This window comes from Patescibacteria group bacterium (assembly GCA_004297215.1).
In the GTDB taxonomy this organism is placed as follows: Bacteria; Patescibacteriota; Patescibacteriia; order UBA9934; family GWF2-40-263; genus 2-01-FULL-63-20.
The window spans coordinates 770,286-791,956 of sequence record SCUM01000001.1; the positions used below are offsets into that span (position 1 = coordinate 770,286).

General features: G+C 64.9%; 8 protein-coding genes and 1 tRNA gene. 7 read left to right on the forward strand and 2 right to left on the reverse strand.

Translation table 11 applies throughout. The features are described 5' to 3' along the window. The first annotated feature begins 14 nt into the window (after positions 1-14). Positions 15-2,399, forward strand: coding sequence for a hypothetical protein (locus EPO34_03870; GenBank protein ID TAK04253.1), 2,385 nt, complete (start codon positions 15-17; stop codon positions 2,397-2,399). Between the two features lie 32 nt (positions 2,400-2,431). On the opposite strand, the gene EPO34_03875 is transcribed toward EPO34_03870, so the two are convergent. Continuing rightward, positions 2,432-2,507: transfer RNA gene (locus tag EPO34_03875), tRNA-Ala, on the reverse strand. Between the two features lie 123 nt (positions 2,508-2,630). Between EPO34_03875 and ychF the strand changes: the two genes are divergently transcribed. Continuing rightward, positions 2,631-3,707 (forward strand): redox-regulated ATPase YchF, encoded by a 1,077-nt coding sequence (gene ychF / locus EPO34_03880; protein TAK04254.1) that lies wholly within the window; start codon positions 2,631-2,633, stop codon positions 3,705-3,707. A 91-nt stretch (positions 3,708-3,798) separates the two neighbouring features. Here the strand turns inward: ychF and EPO34_03885 are convergent, their stop codons facing one another. Next, a complete protein-coding gene (locus EPO34_03885) occupies positions 3,799-5,169 on the reverse strand; it encodes a hypothetical protein (protein ID TAK04255.1) in 1,371 nt (456 codons plus the stop codon). A gap of 84 nt (positions 5,170-5,253) precedes the next feature. On the opposite strand from EPO34_03885, the gene EPO34_03890 reads away from it, so the two are divergent. The 5 genes from EPO34_03890 to EPO34_03910 all read left to right on the forward strand — a co-directional run bounded on the left by EPO34_03890 (position 5,254) and on the right by EPO34_03910 (position 21,671). Then, entirely contained in the window at positions 5,254-5,856 is a 603-nt protein-coding gene (locus tag EPO34_03890) for a hypothetical protein (GenBank protein TAK04256.1), read from the forward strand. Positions 5,857-5,952: 96 nt separating this feature from the next. Further along, the gene (locus EPO34_03895) at positions 5,953-6,318 is read left to right on the forward strand and encodes a four helix bundle protein (protein ID TAK04257.1); all 366 of its coding nucleotides are present in this window, start codon (positions 5,953-5,955) and stop codon (positions 6,316-6,318) included. A 212-nt stretch (positions 6,319-6,530) separates the two neighbouring features. Then, complete coding sequence (locus EPO34_03900; GenBank protein ID TAK04258.1) at positions 6,531-7,688, forward strand: hypothetical protein; 1,158 nt, start codon at positions 6,531-6,533, stop codon at positions 7,686-7,688. Positions 7,689-7,709: 21 nt separating this feature from the next. After that, positions 7,710-8,666 carry a hypothetical protein gene (locus EPO34_03905; GenBank protein ID TAK04259.1) on the forward strand — a complete coding sequence of 319 codons (957 nt, stop codon included), beginning with the start codon at positions 7,710-7,712 and terminating at the stop codon, positions 8,664-8,666. 186 nt (positions 8,667-8,852) lie between these two features. Beyond that, entirely contained in the window at positions 8,853-21,671 is a 12,819-nt protein-coding gene (locus EPO34_03910; protein TAK04260.1) for a hypothetical protein, read from the forward strand.

Consider the following 21,671-nt stretch of genomic DNA (forward strand, 5'->3'; position numbering starts at 1 on the left):
ATACTGTGGGGACTATGACGCGCTCCTCCGACCTGTACCTGCGCCTCGCGCGCGGGTTCCTGTATGTCCTGCTCGGGCTGTTGCCGCTGTTCTATCTCCCCGTGAGCCTGGAGCCCTTGGAGGTGAACAAGCAGACACTGCTCGTGCTGCTCACTTCCGCCTCGGCGCTCGCGTGGATCGGATCCATGGTGAGCGCGCGCGCCGTGTCCGTGCGCCGCGGGTGGGTGAACCTGCTGCCCGTGCCGCTCGTCGCCTTCACGCTCCTTTCCGCGGCGTTTTCCTCGGGCCCGTACCTTTCCTGGGTGGGAACCGCGGGACAGGAATACATGAGCGCGCTCTCGGTGCTTGCGTACGCGCTGCTGTGGTTCTTGTGCGCCAACCTGCTCGCGCTTCCCGCGCATAGGCGCACGGCCTTTGCCGTGCTGCTTGGCTCCGGCGCGTTCGCCGGGATCCTGGGCATCCTCGGGATCCTGGGCGTGCGCGCGCTCCCCATCCCCGGCGGGATGCTGGGCAACACCGTGGGGAGCCCCAACGCCTTCGGGATGTACCTCGCCTCGGTCGCCGCGCTCGCCTGCGCCCTGTTCCTCGTGCACCGGGAGTCCGACGCGGTCATGTACCGGGGCCGCAAGGGCGCGTTCCAGCACGCCGCCATCTTCCTTGCCTGCGCCGTCGCATTTCTCGCGCTCATGCTGGTGGATTATGCGCCGGTGTGGGCCGCGCTTGAAGCGGGCGTGCTCGCGCTGTTCGCCCTTTCCATGGCGCGCGCCAAGGACATCGGCCCGGGGAACCGGTTCACGCTCCCGTTCCTCCTGCTGGTATCGAGCGTCCCGTTCCTGCTCGTGTTCGACCGGCCGCTGCCCGCGAAGATCCCCACCGAGGTCACGCCCGACGCCTCCTCCTCATGGGCGGTGGCGCGCGAGACGCTTTCCCATGACGGCGCCTTGCTGGGTTCCGGCCCCGGCACCTTCGTGTACCAGTACGGCCGTTACCGTCCGGAGGAGGTGAACAAGACCGCCTTCTGGAACACGCGGTTCGACCGCGCGAGCAGCTTCGCGTTCACCGTGCTGCCCACCTTCGGCGTGCTCGGGACGCTCGGCTGGGCCGTCGCGCTCTTGGGCTCGCTCGCCTGCGGCATCGGCGCGTTCCTGCGCGCGCGCGAACGGGAACGCCTGGTCGCGCCCTTCGTGCTCGTCCCGCCGCTTGCCGCGCTCCTCATCGCCCTGTGCCTGTACGGCGGCACCCTCACGCTGCTTACGCTGTGCTTCGCGCTCTCGGGGCTCGTCTGCGGCGCCGCGATGCGCGAGGGCCGCGCCGACCTCGACCGCGCCCCGCGCCTCTCGCTCGCGCTCTCGGCCCTGTTGGTGCTCGCGGCCACGGCCATCGCCACGGGGCTGTTCGGGAGCCTCATCCGGTACGCCTCGGAGGCCGCGTTCGCGCATGCCGTGCGCCTTGACCGCGCCGACGCCCCCATGAAGGAGATCGTGGCAAGCCTCGACCGCGCCGCGAGCCTCAACCGCTGGAACGACGTGTTCTACCGCAACCTCGCGCAGGCGTTCCTGCTCATGACCGGCGAGGAGATCAAGGCGCTTTCCGGCGCCGCGACCCCCATGACCGACGAGCAGCGCGCCTACGTGCAGGCGCTCACGGGCGCGGCCGTGAACGCGGGGGTGCGCGCCACCGAGCTCGGGCCCGACAACGCGCTCAACTGGCTCGCGCGCGGGGCGCTCTACCGCGAGTTCATCCCGCTCATCGGGAACGCCGGCGAGCACGCGGTGGAAGCCTACCAGCGGGCGATCGCGCTCGAACCCCTCGACCCGGAGAACCGCACCGAGCTCGGGAAGGCGTTCCTCACGCTCGCCGAGAACAACCGCGCGCTCACGGCCGCCGAGGACAAGGCCGTGGCCGACGAGGCGCTCGCCAAGGTGGCGGGGTACCTGAAGCAGGCCGAGGAGCAGTTTGACAAGGCGATCGCTCTCAAGGCCGATTACGCCCCGGCGCACTACCAGCTCGGCCTCATCTACGAACGCCAGGGGAAGATCGGCGAGGCCGTGGGAAAGATGGAATCCGTGTCGCAGTACAACCCGCTCGACGTGGGCGTGTTCTTCCAGCTCGGGATGCTCTACCTGCGCCGCGGCAGCGAGGGCGACCAGGACCGCGCGGAAAAGGCGTTCCTTTCGGCGATCGCGCTTTCCCCGAGCTATAGCAACGCGCGCTGGTTCCTGGCGAGCATCTACGAGCAGAAGCGCGACCTGCCCAAGGCCATCGAGCAGGTGGGGAAGGTGCTCGAATACAACCCGGACAACCAGCTCGTGAAAGCGAAGCTCGACCGCCTCAAGGCCGGCAAGGTAAGTTCCACCACTCCGGTCCCGCTCACCGACCCCGCGCCCGCGACGCCATGATCGACAAAAAAGCCGCCCGGAGGCGGCTTTTTTGGTGGACCCTAACGGGATCGAACCGTTGACCTCTTCCATGCCATGGAAGCGCTCTACCAGCTGAGCTAAGGGCCCGAACGTGCGGAAAGGATAGCGTCGAATTTGAACCCGGTCAAGGGCTTGGGAGGTTCGACCTGGGAGGTTGAACCTCCCAGGTTGAACCTCGACACGCGACCGTTTCTCCGCTAGCATGCGCCCATTATGCTCAAAGTCGGCATCGTGGGGCTTCCGAACGTCGGCAAGTCCACCCTGTTCAAGACGCTCACCAAGAAGCAGGTTCCCTGCGAGAATTTCCCGTTCTGCACGATCGAGCCCAACGTGGGGATCGTGGAAGTTCCCGACGCGCGGCTCGCGGCGCTTGCCAAGGCGTCGAACACGGCGAAGATCATCTCGGCGGCGATCGAGTTCGTGGATATCGCGGGAATCGTGAAGGGGGCGAGCAAGGGGGAAGGGCTTGGCAACAAGTTCCTCACCAACATCCGCGAGACGGACATGATCTTGCACGTGGTGCGCGCGTTTGCGGACCCGAACGTCCACCACGTGGACGGGGCCGTGGACCCTAAGCGAGACGTGGAGACGATCGAGACCGAGCTCGCGCTCGCGGACATCGAGCTGGTCCAGAAGCGCCTCGACGGGGTGCGCGGCAAGATGAAGTCCGGGCGCACCAAGGAGCTTGAGAAAGAGGAGTCGGCGCTCGCCAAACTGTTTGCCGCGCTCGAGCAGGGGAGGATGGCCAACGCCGTCGAGCTCGACGAAGATGAGGAAAAAGCGGTGAAAGGGCTGCTATTGCTCACGCGCAAGCCCATCCTCTTTGTCTTGAACGTTGATGAGAAAGCGGCGGCGGATTCGTCCTGGACGAGCCCGCTCGGTCCGGAGCGCCTGTCCATTCCCATCAGCGTGAAGATCGAGAGCGAGATCATGGAGATGCCGGTCGAGGACCAAAAGGCCTTCCTGACCGAACTCGGATTGTCGATGAGCGGCCTCGACCGCGTGATCGCCAAGTGCTACTCGATGCTCGGGCTCATCACCTACTTCACGTCAGGGGAGAAAGAGACGCGCGCCTGGACGATCCCCGTGGGGACGAAGGCCCCGCAGGCGGCCGGCGTGATCCACACCGATTTCGAAAAGAATTTCATCCGAGCCGAGGTCACCGATTGGAAGGATTTCGTCGCGCTCGGCGAAAGCGGCGCGCGCGACGCGGGAAAACTCCGCATCGAAGGGAAGGACTACGTGATGCGCGACGGGGACACGTGTCATTTCCGGGTGGGGGGATAGGCAGGTCGCATAGGCAGGAAGGCCTCAGGCCCCAGGCATGAAGGTTACACATGGCGCTCATGTTTTCCTTAGGCCTTTCCGCCTGAGGCCTTCATGCCTTGCGCATCACCACGATCTCCCGCGCCACCTTTTGCCCCTTGCGTTCGTACAGGAACGTCCGTTCGATCGTGAATCCGATCGGAGCAAGGATGGTGTTCAAGGGGAGGCGCAGCTTCTGGGTGCCGCGCACGAAGGCCGGGAAGGCGATCGCGGCCCGCGCGCCCGGCTTCATCACGGCATGCACGCCGACGAGCATCTTTGCGTAGGACTGGCCCAAAACGGCCATGTTTTTTTGGATCGTCTCAAGCGTTTCGCGGCCGGTCATCGGCGGGCCGAGATACGTTTCACCGGCCACGGCGTCGACGGGATCCTTGAGAATCGCCGCGAGGTCGGCCGCGTCACAAACGTACACCGACACGCGCGAGGCGCGAGCCTCCGGGAATTCCTTGCGCACCCATTCGAGGTTGCGTCCCGTGTCCGCAGTCGCCTTTTTCGAGATGTCCGAAGCGATGACCGCCTTGAACCCCATCAGCATCGCCTCCATCGGAACCGTCCCGCTCCCGCAGAACGGATCAAGGAGCACAAGGCTCGCTACCCCTCTCCTCTCGGAGGAGAGGGCATGGGTGAGGTCCGCGCCCGTGCCCGTGGCGAGGTTCACGAGCGTGCGCGCGAGCTTGGGCGGGAGCATCCCGCTTTTCGCGTCGCGGCTGGGGCGCCCGAAGTCACGTTTCGACCATGCCTCGAAATCCTGGACCGCCTCGGTGCGCCCGACGAGGATCCCGTCCTTGGTGGCAACGAGTACGATGTCGCCGGCCTTTGCCTGCGTGGTCACTGCCACGCTCGAGAGCGTGTCGCCCTTCATCGTGACGACACGCACCTTGCGTCCTTCGGCCTCGAGCGTGCGTTTCACGGTCATCCCGATCTTGCTTGCCTCGCCCTTGAGGTTGCCGAACAGGGGAGCGTTGCCGCCGTCATAGAGCGACAGGCCAAATGTCATTTTTTTCCCATCGTCATTGCGAGGAAGGAGCGAAGCGACTGACGAAGCAATCTCGTCGCTCGCGGGGGAACGGGATTGCTTCGCTTCGCTCGCAATGACGGAACCGGCCTTGACGACTCCAGCCAACCTGTTTATTGCCTCTTTCGGACTCGGACCGGACTCGTCGCACACAAGAACCGTCTCCGATGTCGCGACGGCCTTCGCGGACGGGTAAATGGCAAAAAATTCCGCCAATGACAGCGCAGGATTCGAGCCAAGGACGTAGAAGCGCATAAGCGTTTCAAAGTATAGCAGATGTGGATAACCGGTGCTTGTGTCGTGGAATAGATGTGCATAGGACGACGGTTTGCTTCGGACAGTCCGAGTTACCCACATGGATTGGTATTTTTTCGCTAAAATGGCGACCAAAATGCTTTGACTGCCCATTCCAAAAAACGTAAAATAGCTAAGAATATGGTCCGAGCCTTCATTTTTGCCGTAGGCGCTTGTGTTGGAACCCTGTTGCCCGGGATGGTTCTGGCCCAGTCCACCTCCACCAATTACATCCTGTGGGACACCGCGATCAATGCGGGAGGCGGAAGGACTACGTCCACGAATTACATCAATTTCAACACGGTGGTGGACGTGGGGAGCGACCGTCTTTCCAGCACCAACTATCGCGCCTACCAGGGGTTCGAAGCGATCACCGAGGACCCGCGCATCACCATGAGCCTTACCCCCACAACCATCACCCTCTCGCCCAATCCGCTCACCACCGCGTCGGTGAGCACGGGCACCACCACGGCCACCGTGAGCACGAACGCGGACTTCGGCTACACGCTCACGGCCACGGAGAACGACGCGTTCAAAAATCAAAGCGCCGATGAGCTCGCGGACGTCTCCGATGGCGCCGTCACTGCCGGGAGCGAGGAGTACGGCATCGCGGTGAGCGGTTCCGACGCCGCGTTCGGCGACGACCGCAGCGTTTCCGCGACCCCGCGCACGATCGCGAGCAAAAGCACCTGGGGAGCCGACCGCGCCACCGTCGTCACCGTGAAGGCCGCGATCGCGAGCGTCACGGACTCGGGGGAGTACTCGGGCACGCTCACGTTCATCGCCACGGGGAATTATTGAATAGTGCGTAGTGCGTAGTTGGTAGTACGTAGGAAAGAAAATCTACGCACTACGAACTACGTACTACGAACTACGTACTACGCACTACGCAAACATATGAACAACGAAAAAACGGGTTCGTACCAAGACTTGATCGTGTGGCAGAAGGCCATGGATCTTGTGGTCGGTGTTTATGAGATTACAAAAGATTTTCCTACAGATGAGCGGTATGGGATCGTGAGTCAGATGAGACGTTCCGCCGTGTCTATCCCGTCGAACATTGCGGAGGGATATAGGCGAAAAAGCGAGGTGGATTTTCAAAGATTCCTCCGGATCGCCTATGGCTCAGCGTCTGAACTCGAAACACAGCTCCTCATTGCGCAACGGTTACGATACGGGCCAGCAAGCTTTGCCCGAACGGATGCTCTCCTGGAAGAAATTCTGAAAATGTTAAACAAGATGACGGAAGGGAAGAGTTCGTAGTCCGTAGTCCGTAGTGCGTAGGAAAAACCTACGACTACGAACTACGGTCTAGGAAACCGGTCTACGTACTACGCACTACGTACTACGCACTCCGCGCCCCCTAAACCACAAAGGTCGAGCACAACAGCGTATGGGTCGGGACGGGTGCCGAAGGGTTCGGCGCCGTCGACATCTATCAAGGCCCAGACGCCCATCTAATCCACGAACTTCATATGAACAAATTCCATTCATTCATCGCGAAAGTGACCATGCTCTCGCTGGTGGTCGCGCTGGTGGCGATCGTCTCCCCGGCGCAGGCGGCCACGATCACCTCCGCCAAGGACACGATGTCGCGCGTGCAGATCTCGACCCTCTCCAACCACGAGATCCTGTTCACGACCCCGACCGGCGTCGCGAGCGGCGCCACGATCATCGTCACGTTCAACACCGACTTCTCGGTCGCGGCCGCGCTCGACTTCACGGATCTCGACCTCTCATCGGACTCGACACCGGATGCCGACTGTAGCGCGGACGAAACGGAGGCGACCCTCGCGGCCGCCCCGTCGGGCGCCACGGTGGGCGCCGTGCGCACGTCCGGCACCGTCATCACCTTCACCAACGGCACGACCGTGATCGCGGCCGGGTCGGAAGTGTGCATCCAGATCGGCACGAACGCCACGAACCAGACGACCGGCGTCCGACAGGTCACCAACGCCACGACGGACAGCTCGGCGAGCGCCAAGACCGTCGCTTTGAGCGGCACCTTCGGCGACTCCGGCACCATCGCGTTGGGCATCGTGGACGACGACACGGTAGCCATCTCGGCCACGGTCACGTCCGCGCTCACCTTCGACCTCGATACGGTCACCACGGACACATGCAGCACCACCGAGACTGCGGCCGCCTACGCGGTCGCGCTCGGCACTATCACCACCACCGACACCCGCGTGTCCGGCGGGACCGACTCGGTGGAATCCATCTGCGTAGACCTCAACACCAACGCCTCCGGGGGCGCCGTGATCACGGTCGTCTCGGCCAACGGGTCGAGCGGGCTCGTGAGCACCTCGGTGCCGGGCGACACCATCCCGAGCGCCGGAGCCACCATGGCCGACGGCACGGCCAACTACGGCATCTGCGTGGTGTCGGAAACGTCTTCCGCCGGCACGTTCGACGACGTGGCGCCGTTTGACAACGCCTCGTGCGCGGCCAACACCGAGACCAACGTGGTCGGCGGCCTCACCACCTCGGCGCAGACCATCCTCGACACCAACACCGACCCGATCGCCACCGGCCGCGCGCAGATCGCCGTGAACGCCGCCATCAGCGGAATCACCCCGGCGCACAGCGACTACGCGGACACCCTCACGTTCATCGCGACGGGGACGTTCTAACTCATCCGCAACGACATACATATGTGGAGGAAACTGTCATTTGCGGCCATGGTGGCGACCCTGCTCGCCCCGATCATGAACGTGCTTCCGGCCGCGGCGCTCACCGTGAGCCCGGTGGTGATCGAGCATGAGGCCGACCCCGGCGACGAGATCGTGGGGACCATCAAGCTGCACAACGAAGGGGCCCAGACGGAGACGTATTACCCGACCGTCCAGGACTTCGTGGGTTCCGACGAGTCCGGTACGCCCCAGTTCATCGGAACGAGCCCCGACCGCTCGCTCGTGGAGTGGGTGTCGTTCGGCCGCAGCTCCATCACCATCGATCCGGGCGACGGGGAGCTCGTGGTGTACACGCTCAAGGTGCCGAAGGATGCCGCCCCGGGCGGGTACTTCGGCGGCCTGCTGTTCTCGACCTCGCCGGCCAACGCCGCGTTCGGCGTGGGCACCGTGGGCGTCACGGGCCCGCTCCTGCTTGTGCGCGTGTCCGGCAACGTGGTCGAACGGGCGAGCGTCGCCTCGTTCGCGTCGAGCCAGGACTCGGGCACCTCGCTCCCGGTGGACTTCAAGCTGCGCGTGCAAAACGAAGGCACGGTGCACGTGAAGCCCACGGGCGTGATCCGCATCACCAACCTGTTCGGCGGCGTATCCGCCGTCATTCCGGTGAACGCGGGCGGCGGCAACGTGCTGCCTGGCGGTGCGCGCGTCTACTCCGAGAGCTGGGTCAAGTCCGAGCTTCCGGACAACGCGAGCGAGCTCATGAAGGAATGGAAGAACTTCGGGTTCGGCCCGTACACCGCCACCCTTATCCTGAACTACGGGGAAGGGAAGCAGGTGATGAGCGCCTCCGACTCCTTCTGGGTGATGCCGTGGATGCTCATGGTGCTGTTCGTGATCCTCATCGCGGTCGCATTGCTCCTGCTCGCCCAGTACAACAAGTGGGTGATCGCAAGGGCGATGATGAGCCAGAAGAAACGGTAGCTCCTCAGACCCCACCATGCCTCCCCTTTCCAAGGGGAGGGTAGCGGAAGCGAGCTATCTCCCCCTTGGAAAGGGGGAGCATGAGGGGGTCTGCGGCGTGGGAGCGTGAGTTCCCACGTCCGCCCCGTGTCACGAGCGTCTCGTGGCATGAGGCGGGTGGATTCCACCCGAACTTTGCACGCCCCCATGCTTGTCGTGCAGCCAGACAAATCCCTCATCCGAAGAGTAAGCGCGAGCGAGCCGTTCGCGCTCGTTGTGGTTTTCCTCATGATGATTTCCGGGTTCAGCGTGTGGATGCTGCTGTCGCGCGCGCCCGGGGCGGTCGCGACGCTCGACACGCCGATGCTCATCACCTATCAGGGGAAGCTCACCAACGCGAGCCGCATCACGGTGCCGGACTCGGCGCTCAACATGAAGTTCGCGATCTACACCTCGAGCTCCGGCGCCTCCGGCTGCGTGTGGAGCGCGGGCGACGACCCGGGCGACGGCGCGGACACTACCTTCTCGCAATCAAGCGACTGTCCGAGCCATGTCCCGTCGACCGCGATTTCCGTGACGCCCAGCGAAGGGGTGGTCACGGTGATCCTCGGCGCCTCCCCGCAAAACGCCATCCCCGATGCGCTGTTCGACGACAACTCCGCCCTGTACCTCGGCGTCACCGTGGGGGCTGACAGCGAAATGACTCCGAGGATCCGCCTCACCGCCACGCCCTACGCCTTCCAGGCCGGCGACGCGGACCTGCTCGACGGCCTCGATTCCACGGCGTTCGCCACCACGAGCACCGCGTTCGTGAACAACGGCAATTCCTTCGCCGCCGCCGGGGTGATCGGCACCAACGACGCGAACTCGCTCTCGTTTGAGACGAACAACGTTACCTATCTCACCATCGCCTCCGGCGGCGGCTTCACGCTTCCCGTGGACACCGACTGGACGCTCACGGGCGGCACGAACGGGTTGAGCCTCGACGGCACCACCTTCTCCGTGGACGCCGCCAACAACCGCATCGGCATCGGCACCGCGGCCCCGAGCCAGACCCTCACGGTGGTCGGCACCGGCGACGTGTCCGGCCACGTGGCCATCGGCGACGACGCCGCGATCAACGACGCGTCGCTCCTCTATGGCGCATCGACCATCACGAACGTCCTTACCGTCTCCGAGGAGATGACGGACGGCGCCTCGGACTACGTGGACGGCATCACCAACCACATCCTGTACAACCCGTCCACCGACGCCTCAACCACGTGGGTCGACGGCATGGACACGGTCGTGGAGACGGCCGCGGCAAACGCGCAGGACATCGACGTGATCGATGCCGGATATTTCGGGACCACCCATAACGGCACGGGCGACATCGTGGGCTGGCTCAACGGCGTCTCGGGGGTCGTCAGCACGACGGCGACGAGCGGGAGTTCTATTTCGAACAACGCCGGGTATTTCGCGGTCACCGCGATCGACCCCCGCGCCACCGGTACCGAGGACAACTACGGCTTGTGGTCGGCCGTGAGCCGCACCGGCGCCACGGGCGGCACCATCAACACCTACGGCGTGTACGTGCAAAGCAACGGCATGGACGCTGCCGGCGCCGGTACCTCCACCCTCTACGGCCTCTATATAGAGAGCATGACAGGGGCCGACACCAACTACGCCATCTACTCCGCCGGCGGCCAGAGCTACCACGCGGGGAACTTCGGGATCGGCGACGCCTCTCCCGCCTCCCTCCTCACCGTGGGCTCGGGCGACCTGTTCCAGGTGACCTCCGCGGGGAGGATCATCACGACCGTGACCCCCACGGCCGACTCGGGGACCACCAACAACGCGGCGTTCGTGATGCTCACCACCCCGGCGGACACCACCGGCACGAACGTGCACAACGCCCTGCGCGTGGACGGGAACGTGGGCAACGCCACCGGAGGCACCAACACCGTCAATCTCCTCGAGTTCGACGCTCTGACCGGCGACGCCCAAGTGACCCTGCGCGGCATCGACATCGGCGCGCTCACCGGCACCGCCGCCACGGAGGACGCCATCCTGGTCGGAAGCGGTTGGGACTGCACGTTCAAGGTGGGCTCCACCTGCGTGATCGATGGCTCCGGCACGCTCGGTTCCAGCGGCAACGCCTTCGTGAACGGGGGCAACTCCTTCGGCGCCAGCGCCATCCTCGGGACGAACGACGCCAACTCCCTTTCGTTTGAGACCAACAACACCACCTACCTCACCATCGCCTCCGGCGGAGGATTCACCCTCCCCGTGGACACCGACTGGACGCTCACGGGCGGGGAGAACGGGTTCTCCATCGACGGCACCACCTTCTCGGTGGATGGCTCGGCCAACCGCGTGGGCATCGGCGACGCCACCCCCGACGCGCTGCTCGACGTGGGCGGGGACGCGTTCATCGACAACGACCTCGTGGTGGGTGCCGCGACCTCGACCACCGAGACGCTCGCGAACGCCGGGTTCAGCTTGAGCAACGACGACCTATTCGTCTCTGACTCCATCGGCGCCGAGGGCAACGTCTACACCGACGGCTCCTTCATCGCGGGTGCCACCCTCACGCTCGCCGACTCCGGCATCACCGAGTCGGGTGCCTTCACCTTCACCTCGCAGCTCGCCGCGGGCGGCACTACTTCTTCCGCCTTCAACCTTGTCTCGAGCAACGACCTGGGCGCATCCGACGAGGTGCTCCAGATCGGCGACTCGGCCGCCACCTTCATGACCGTGCTCGGGAACGGCAGCGTGGGGATCGGGACGGTGAGTCCGTCAGTGATTTTAGATATCGCGAAAGTGGGTTCGGGAAGTACCGCGGCCCAAGTGACCATTTCCGGGTATGCGAATGACGCTTCCAGCGGGGCATACATGAACTGGCAAAAATCACGCGGAACGTCCGTCGGTTCTTTGGTCACGACCGATAGCGGAGATTATCTCGGGGTGATGGGATGGGCGGGCGTTACTTCTTCCAACACGAGCAGTTATGGCGCGAGGATCCTCGTGCAGCAAGATGCCGCGGCATCAGCGACGCAAGTACCCGGCGCCTTCATCATCAGGACGAGCGATGCCAGCGCCGAGTCTGAAAGATTGCGCATCACGAGTTCCGGCAACGTCGGCATCGGCGATACCACCCCCGCCTCGCTGTTCACCGTGGGCGACGGAGATGATTTCCAGGTATCCTCGACCGGTAACCTCACCTCTCCGGCCGACACCACATGGACGATTGGTGGCGGCGTGAACGGCCTCAACTTCGATTCGGACACCCTTTCGATCGACGCTACGAACAATTTCGTGGGAATCGGCACGAGCACCCCGGACTATCTCCTCCAGGCCGAGGCCAGCTCCGCGTCCGTTCAAGCCGCCGTGGTCACGAACACGAACACGGCCGGCGCAGGGGTGGTCATGGCGCAGGCGGGAAACGTGACGGCGCGCTATGCGGCGTACGGGACGACGGCGGCGATTAACAACTTCGCGTCCGGCACGGCGGCCTTCTTCGGAAGCGGCGCCGTCACCTCCGTCCAGATGGTCACGCCGGACGTGGCCGCCCCGTTGGCGTTCGGATACAACGATTTCGTCTCCACGAGCCGCGAATTCCTCCGCCTGACGGACGGGACGGCCGGCGCCGTGTTCAACGAGGACAGCCTCGACCGGGATTTCCGCGCCGAGACCGACGGGAACGTCAACGGCATCTTCCTCGACGCTTCCGCCGAGACCATCGACCTGGTGGGCGGCTCGGGCTCCACGGGCTGCTCCATCAGCTCGGCGGGCGCCCTGGTGTGCACCGCAGGGGTAGGAGGATGGACCGACGGGGGGACCGACGTCACCCTCACCACCTCCACCGACAACGTGGGCATCGGCGGTGCGTCGCTCGGCAAGCTCTCCGTGGACGGGGATACCGACGAGATCCAGCTCCTGGTGCAGGGAAACTCCAGCCAGACGGCCAACTACATGACGGTGGAGACGAGCGCCGGCACCGACCTGTTCCAGATTGACACTTCCGGGAACGTCATCCTCACCAACGACCTTGGCGTGGGCGCCGCCGCCTCCTCCGAGACGCTCGCGAACACGGGTTTCTCGCCGAATGGCGACGACCTGTTCGTGGCGGACTCGATCGGCGCGGAAGGCAACGTCTACACCGACGGCTCCTTCATCGCCGGCGCCACCCTCACGCTCGCGGACTCCGGCATCACCGAATCCGGCGCCTTCATTTTCACCTCCCAGCTCGCTTCCGGCGGCACCACCTCCTCCGCCTTCAACCTCGTCTCGAGCAATGACCTGGGTGCCGCCGACGAGCTCCTGCAGATCGGGGACTCGGCCGGGACGTTCATGACGTTCCTTGGGAACGGCAACGTCGGGATCGGGACCGTAAACCCCTCGGCCCCGCTCACGGTGGTCGGGGGAGCGGACGTCAATCTCGCCGCGGACGACAACTTCGTCATCGACGGGAGCACCAACCAGCGCACCATCACGCTCGGAGCCATGCGCTTCTTGCACACGCCGGCCATCCAGGGGACGCGCGCCATCAACCTGGTGGTGGACGCCAACAACCAGTCCGACACCTCCGGCATCGTGGTGGATTACGCCGCCACCAACTTCGACAGCGACCAGAACGGCACGGCGCTCAAGCTCTCGGTGGATTCCACGAGCGCGACCGGCGGGGAAGTGCGGGCGATCGACGTCACGAAGACGGCCGGCGGCACCCTCGACGTGTACGCGGTGCAAGCCGGGGTGGGCGTGACCCCCCTGCGCCAGGTCTCGGGCACGTTCGGGAACGTGGACACGGCGCTCATCGAGGCCGGCGGATTCACGGCCGTCACGTCGAGCTTCAACTCCACCGGCACCGACGTGCAGATGTTCGTGGCCAACGGCGACCGCGTGTACGTGGGCGCGGACACCACCTTCGGCGCCGTCTCCTTCGTGCTCGCCACCGTCGCCTCCGGCGCCGGAGTGAAGCCAACCTTCGAGTTTTCCACGGGCGCCGGATGGACGAGCTTCGGTCCCAACGACGGGACCAACGGGATGCGCACCAACGGGAGCATCAGTTGGGACGCCGCCGACCTCGCGACCTGGGCCACCCAGTCCGTGAACGCCACCACCAAGTACTGGATCCGCATCACGCGCACGCAGGCCGCGCTTACCACGCCGCCCACCGAGGACATCGTGCAATACGCGGCCGCGACCAATTACACCTGGGACGTGAACGGCGACCTCGCGATCCGCGACCTCGCGGTCAACGGCGGCGACCTCACCACGAGCACTTCCACCTTCAACCTGGCCGCGTCGGTCACGACGCTCGCGATGGCCGGCGGCTCCGGCTCCACGGGCTGCACGATTGACTCCTCGGGGAACCTGGCGTGTTCCGGCACGGTGTCAGGGAGCGGAGCCGTCGGGTTCGTGAACGGGGGCAACTCCTTCGGCGCCAGCGCCATCCTCGGGACGAACGACGCGAACTCGCTCTCGTTTGAGACCAATAACACCACCTACCTCACCATCGCCTCCGGCGGCGGGTTCACGCTTCCCGTGGACACCGACTGGACCCTCACGGGCGGCACGAACGGGTTGAGCTTCGACGGCACCACCTTCTCCGTGGACGCCACCAACAACCGCATCGGCATCGGCACGGCGGCGCCGACGACGGAGCTTGATATTGTCGGTTCGGGGACCGGCTACAACTTCAACGCGATCCGCAGCACGAACGGCAACATCGGCTATTTCTCCCAGAACGACACGGCCGGCACCGCCGCGACATCGCGCATGTGGTTGATTGCTGACGGGGTTTCGGGCAACAGCGTGCAAGGGAATCTCTGGGCGCTCTCCTCCTCCTATACGGATGCCTTCTGGGGAAGCTACGCGGCGGGCAAGGTCTTGCTTGCGGCTGCTGGTGAGGCGAGTCGGAAGGACCTGTTGATCGCGGCGGTCGGTTCCGGGACTGGCGGCAAGATCGCATTCCATGTCGGTGGATTGAACGAGGCGCCGTTAGCCGCCAACGAACGGGCGCAAATCGGCGCGACTGAGTTCGTCGTCAACGACAGCTCCAATAATTACGACTTCCGCGTGGAGGGCGACACCAACGCCAACCTCCTGTTCCTCGACGCATCCGCCGACCGCGTTGGCATCGGAGATGCCACCCCCGACCATTTCGTGGACATCGAGGCTGGTTCGCTCGCGAGCGCCGTGAACGCGCTTTCCGTGACCGGCACGCTCTCTTCGACGGCCGCGGCCCAGACGGGCGTCTCGGTAGACATCACGGGAGCCGGTAGCGACTCGAATCTCCATGCCGGCTTGGCAGTCAATCTGGGAGCCGGATATACGGGGGCCGGAGCCTCGGCGGCGATGTATTACACGAACTATTCCGCGGGTACGGCAACCACGCCTGTCGGGAACGGGAACGGGAATTACGGCGTGTCAGGTTTCGCCTTGGGAACGACGACCGGGACGAACGTCAGCGTGCTCGGTTCCGCAGGCTACGGCGACGTCAACTACGGCGTCATGGGGAAGGCCCAGGTCGCCAAGACGAGCGCGAAGAACGTCGCGGTCGCCGGCGTGGCGAATGCCGCCGGCGGTTCCGGCATGACGCTCCTCGGCGGGTATTTCGGCATCAATTCGACCGCCGGAGACCCGACGCTCGCAAGCGCCGCCCTCATCGCGGACAACGGCGACGTCTCCGCCCCCATCTTCCTCGCCCGCGACAACGGCACGGTCGTGCTCACGGTCGCCGATGGCGGCTCCGTCGGCATCGGCGACAGCACGCCTGCCTCATTGTTCACCGTGGGCGACGGGGACGACTTCCAGGTGGGCTCCGACGGCGATCTCGACAGCATCAAGAGCGTCGCGTATTCCTGGCCCTCGGCAAACGCCTCGGGCGTGCTCACCAACAACGGCTCCGGCGTCCTTTCCTGGTCCTCGGCCGGCTCCGGCGACATCACGGCGGTCGGCTCCATGACCTCGGGCGACGCCTTTGCCGACGCCACGGCCGACGACGACTGGCTGGGCCTCGGCGCCGCGGCCGGCCGCATCGAGTTCGATGACGTGACGAACGACGAGGTGAACGTGCTCGACGCGTACCTCGGCGTCGGCACGTCCACTCCGGCCGGGATCTTCCACGTGTCGGCGGCCGACCCGCGCACGCGCGTCACGCACACCTCCACCACCGGGTACAGCGTGTTCGACCTCTACGAGAACGCCACGGCCCAAGGCTCCCTCACCACCTACGGCTCCGCGGTGGGCGGGGCGATGGCGAACGATTTCGTGATCTCGGGCCGCGGCACCTCGGACCTCGTGTTCGCGAGCGCCGACGATACCGAGCGCATGCGCATCGCCGCCGGCGGCAACGTGGGCGTGGGGGACGCCACTCCGGACGGGTTCTTCTCGGTGGGCACCACTTCCCAGCTCCAGGTCACGAGCGCCGGCAACCTTTCCACTTCCGGCACCGTCACCTCCACGAGTTCCTCGGCCTCCGCGCTCGTGGTCGACACCACCACGCTCGTGGTGGATGCGAGCGCCAACCGCGTGGGCGTGGGTACCGCCTCGCCCGCCGCCGACCTGCACGTGTCGGCGGCCGATACGCGCATGCGCGTCACCCACACGTCGACCACCGGGTACGGACAGCTCGATTTCTACGAGAGCGGCACCGTCCAGGGCGACATCGTGGCGTATGGCTCCGGCGTGGGCGGGGCGCTTGAGAACGATTTCGTGATCTCGAGCCGCGGCACCTCGGACCTGGTCCTTGCGAGCAGCGCGGACACCGAGCGCCTGCGCATCACCGCCGCCGGCGCGTTCTCGCTCCCCGCGGACACCGACTGGACCCTCACGGGCGGGGTGAACGGCCTATCCTTCGACGGCACCACCTTCTCGGTGGACGCCACCAACAACCGCATCGGCATCGGCGACGCCAGCCCGTCCGCGCTGCTCACCGTGGGCGACGGCGACAAGTTCAAGGTCAACGCCGAGGGCGACATCACCTCCGCGTTCACGACCCTCGACGGTTCGACGACGGCGAACGGCGCGGGTTCCAACTCGACCACGCTCATCCTTACGAGCGCCACGAACTTCGATGTCGGGAATTACGTCCAGGTGGCCGCGACCGCCTGCGCCGCCAATCCTTGTTTTGCCAAGATCACGGCCATCGTGACCAATACGTTGACCGTCAGCCCTGCCATCTCCTGGAGCGACCTCGACGTCGTGACCGAGGTCCACGTCCCCGAGATCGGCGGCCTCGACCTCACCCAGGCGCTCGCCAACCGCTACGGCCGCGGCTACTTCATCGACGGCATCGTGGCCGGCAACGGCTCCACCTACATCACCGACGGCTCGATCGAGAGCGTCGGCGCGCTTCGCATCAACGCCTCCGGCAACCAGGCCGTGACCTTCGGCACCGGCACGGTCACGGTCAACGGCCCGCTCGTGACCGCGGCCGGCAACGACCTCAACGTGGACTCCGGCACCCTGTTTGTCGACTCTACCAACAACCGCGTGGGCATCGGCACGGCCACCCCCGGCTACCTGCTCGACGTTGCCGGCGCCATGCGCGTGGGCGTGGCCGGCACCGACGGCCAGATCCGCCTGTACTCCGAGCAGGGGGCCACGGATTACGAGGTGGTGATCAACCCCAACGCCGCCATGACCCAGAACGTCACCTACACCCTCCCGGCCGACGACGGCACTTCAAGCCAGGTGCTCACCACCGACGGCTCCGGCGGCTTGAGCTGGGCCACCGCCGGCGGCTCGGGTGCCAACGTCACACTCTCGAACCTCACCACCGTTGCCCTCAACGCCGACCTGCTTCCGTCCGCGTCGCCGTCCACCTCCTCGAGCAGCAGGACGACCACGGTGGCGGAAACGACCACCTCCACGGGGACGTATTCGGACATGGCGGTTCCCGCGGATGGGTTGCCGGTCTTAAGTCATACGGACGCATCCGGTTACCTGCGGGTCAGCAAGTGCAGCGACGCCAACTGCTCTTCCGGTTCGATTACCAACACTATCGTGGATTCCAGTTCAACGTTCCAATACACTTCCGTCGCCATTTCCGCCGACGGGTATCCGGTGATCAGCTATTACGACAGCACGAACCTGGATCTCAAGGTCACCAAATGCGGCAACGCCGCCTGTTCCTCCGGCAATACCACTACGACCCTGGATTCATCGGGCACCGTAGGCCAGTACACCTCCATTGCCGTCCCCGCAGACGGATATCCGGTCATCAGTTATCTTGATGGCTCAAATGGCGACCTGAAGGTGCTCAAGTGCGGCAATGCCGCCTGCTCCTCGGGCAACACCGCGACCACCGTGGATTCCACGGGCAGCGTCGGCTTGGATTCGGCCATCGCCATTTCCGGAGACGGATACCCCGTGGTCAGCTATCGCGACAGCTCGAACGGGTATCTCAAGGTCACAAAATGCGGCAATGCCGCCTGCTCCTCGGGCAATACCACGACGGACGTCGATACCTCGACGTCGGTCGGCAATTACACTTCCATTGCGGTTCCCGCAGCCGATTCCTTGCCGATCATCAGCTATTACGATGCGAACTTGGGCAATCTCAAGGTGCTCAAGTGCGGCGTCGCCGCCTGTTCCTCCGGCAACACCACCACCACCATCGATTCTTCCGGCGACGTGGGCAGCTATACCTCCATTGCCGTTCCTTCGAGCGCAGATCCGCTCATCAGCTATTACGACGTGACGAATGCGAATTTCAAGGTGGTGAAATGCGGGAACGCGACCTGTTCCTCGGGGAACACCATCACCACCTTGGATTCGACAGGTACCGTGGGCCAATACACCTCCATCGCCATCCAAACCGACAACCTGGCCATCGCCAGCTATTACGACGCCACGAACGGCGACCTCAAGGTACTCAAGTGCGCGAACGCCTCCTGCACTTCCGCGACCAGCACTTCGGCCGCGGTCCAGACCGGCGATACGGGACAATATTCAGACGTCGCCGTCCCCTCCGACGCCCTTCCGGTCATCAGTTATTACGACGCCACGAACGCCGACCTCAAGGTGCTCAAGTGCGGCGACTCATCCTGCTCCGCCGGCAACACCCTCACGATCGTCGATTCCACGGGCGACGTGGGCCAATACTCCTCCATCGCCATTTCCGCGGACGGGTACCCGGTCATCAGCTATTACGACAACACCAACGGCGACCTGAAGGTGCTCAAGTGCGGCAACGCGGCCTGTTCTTCCGGAAACACCACGACCACCGTGGTTTCCACGGGCTCGACCGGGACGTATACGTCCATCGCCGTCCCGTCCGACGGGTTCCCGGTCGTCAGCTTCCACGATTCCGGCTTCTCCTTATTCCGAATGGTGAAATGCGGCAATGCCGCTTGCTCATCGGGCAACACCACCGCGTCTTTTACATCGTCAACCGGAGGATCGACGTCCATCGCTATTTCCGCGGACGGTTATCCGATCCTTAGCTTCTATGCGGCGAATTCTACCGATTTCGTGGTGGTGAAATGCGGCAACGCCGCCTGCTCGTCGGGCAACACCACGACCACCGTGGATTCCACGGGCACGGTTGGCGAGTACAACTCCATCATCGTCCCCGCCGACGGGCTTCCGGTGGCGAGCTACCATGACAACACCAACGGCGACCTCAAGGTCATAAAATGCGGCAACGCCGCCTGTTCCTCGGGCAACACCACGACGACCGTGGATTCCACGGGCACGGTTGGCCTATTCACCTCCATCTCTTTGCCGACGGGCGGTCTCCCCATCATCAGCTATAGAGATTCTTCAAACGGATACCTGAAGACCGTGAAGTGCGGCAACGCCTTCTGTTCATCGGGGAACATCATCCTGACTCTGGATACGACGGTCGTAAGCGCTTACTCAACATCCGTCGCCGTTTCCTCCGACGGCTTGCCGATCATCACCCATTACGCGAGCTCCACCCTTCGGGTCACTAAATGCGTGGACGGCACCTGCTCGTCCACGGCCACCTCCTATTCCGGCGGGAAGAACATCGGGGGGGCGAGCCAGTATTTCAACAACGTGTACGCGGCGAATTACTATGGCAAGCGGTTCTATATCGAAGGATTCGACCTGGCGGAGTCGTATGCGGTTTCCGACCGTACAATCGGGGCCGGGGAGATCGTGCGGCCGAGCGTGATCGCGCAGGACGGGGAGCATCCGGTGGTGGAGCGCAGCGTGGGCGCGTACGACCCGGCGGCGATCGGGGTGGTGTCTACCAAGCCGGGGATCCGGCTGTCCACCTGGTCGGACGGGGAGGATACTCGTCCGGTGGCGCTGGCGGGGCGCGTGCCGCTCAAGGTCAATTTCGAAGGTGGGGCGATCGCGGTGGGGGATCCGGTCACCTCGTCGTCCGTGCCCGGCGAGGGGATGCGCGCCGCGCAGCCTGGGATGATCGTGGGATACGCGCTCACCTCGTACAACGGGCCGGAGAGCGGGACCATTACCGTGTTCGTGGCCCCCGGGTTCCACATGGGCGACAGCATCCTGCGCGGCACGGGGGCCTCGGCTTCGGCGGAGGCGCCGGGCGTGGATTCCTTCGGCCTTGCCCTGCGCGGGTCTGGCTGGGACGGGGAAACGGCGCAGGCCGTGGCCATGAAGCTGGTGACCGACGTGATCGATGCGGCCACCTACGGGCTGTCGATTCGCAACCAGGCCGACGCGCAGGTGGCCTACATCACGGACGACGGGGCCATGAGCATCGCCTCGGACATGGTCGTGGGCGGGAAGCTGTTCCTCTCTGCGCTGGGCGTCGCCCAGACCGACGTGTCCGTGTTCTATGGCGGGGCGGACGACGCGTACATCCGCACCGACGCTGCGGGATGGGCCGCCTCGGGCGAAGGGTACGCGGAACTGTTCCCGAGCAGCACGCCGCTTGCGGCGGGCGAGGTTGTGGCGTTCGACACGGCCGGCGCGTTCGTGAAATCGGCTTCGGGCGAGGATGCCATGCGCCTCGCGGGGGTCGTGTCCACCCGCCCCGGGTTCCTCTCCGGCACCAAGGAGGCCAATACCTACCCGATCGCGCTCGCGGGCCGCGTCCCGACCAACGTCTCGACCGAGAACGGCGACATTGCTGTGGGCGACGCGCTCACCGTGTCCGCCACCCGCCCCGGCTACGCCATGAAGGCCACGCAGGCCGGCATGATCATCGGCTACGCCCTCGAACCGTTTGATGGCAGTGGGCAGTTGGCAGTTGGTAGTGGGGAAGGGATCATCGCGTTCGTTCATCTTGGCTACTGGCCCGGCATGGGCACCGAGCCGGATGCGGGCACGAGCAACCAGGCGTCCGCCTTCTCCGGCGACCTCACTACGCTCACCATGAACGGCAACATCTACATGCAGGGGAACCAGATCCTCAACGTGGGCGCCATTGCCGGGCTTGGCGGGGTGTGGAGCGTGAATACGGACGGGCTGTTTGCCACCGAGGGGAGCTATATGGTGGTAATCGAAAGCTACCAGGGCGAGAAGGTGGAGACGGTCGCACCCGTGGGCCTCGAGCACAAGGTCACCCTCTCGGGCACGGGCACGCTCTCAAGCGGAACGGCAACGATCGCGTTCGAGCAAATCAACCCGTCGTTCAACGACATCACGTCCACCATCTCCCCGGTGCGCGTGCTCGTCACGCTGCGTGGCCCGGCCAACGGTATCTTCGTGGAAACGGCCAATCACAACGGGTTCAGCGTACGCGAGACCATGGGCGGCGCGTCCGACGCGGAGTTCGACTGGTACGTGGAGGCGTATCGCAAGGACCACGATCCGATCGTCGCGGAAGTCCCGCCCGAGGAGCCGCCGGCCGTCGAGGAGCCTCCCGTGGAAGAGCCGGTCGTCGAAGAGCCTCCCGCGGAAGAACCTCCCGTAGAGGAACCCCAGACGGAAGAGCCTCCAGCCGAGGAGCCTATCGTCGAAGAACCGCCCGCAGAGGCTCCAGCCGAAGAACCGCCCCCAGCCGAAGCTCCACCAGCCGAGGAGCCTCCCGCCGAGGAACCGGCACCGACGGAACCAGCCCCGACGGAACCTCCGCCTGAACCGACCCCATGA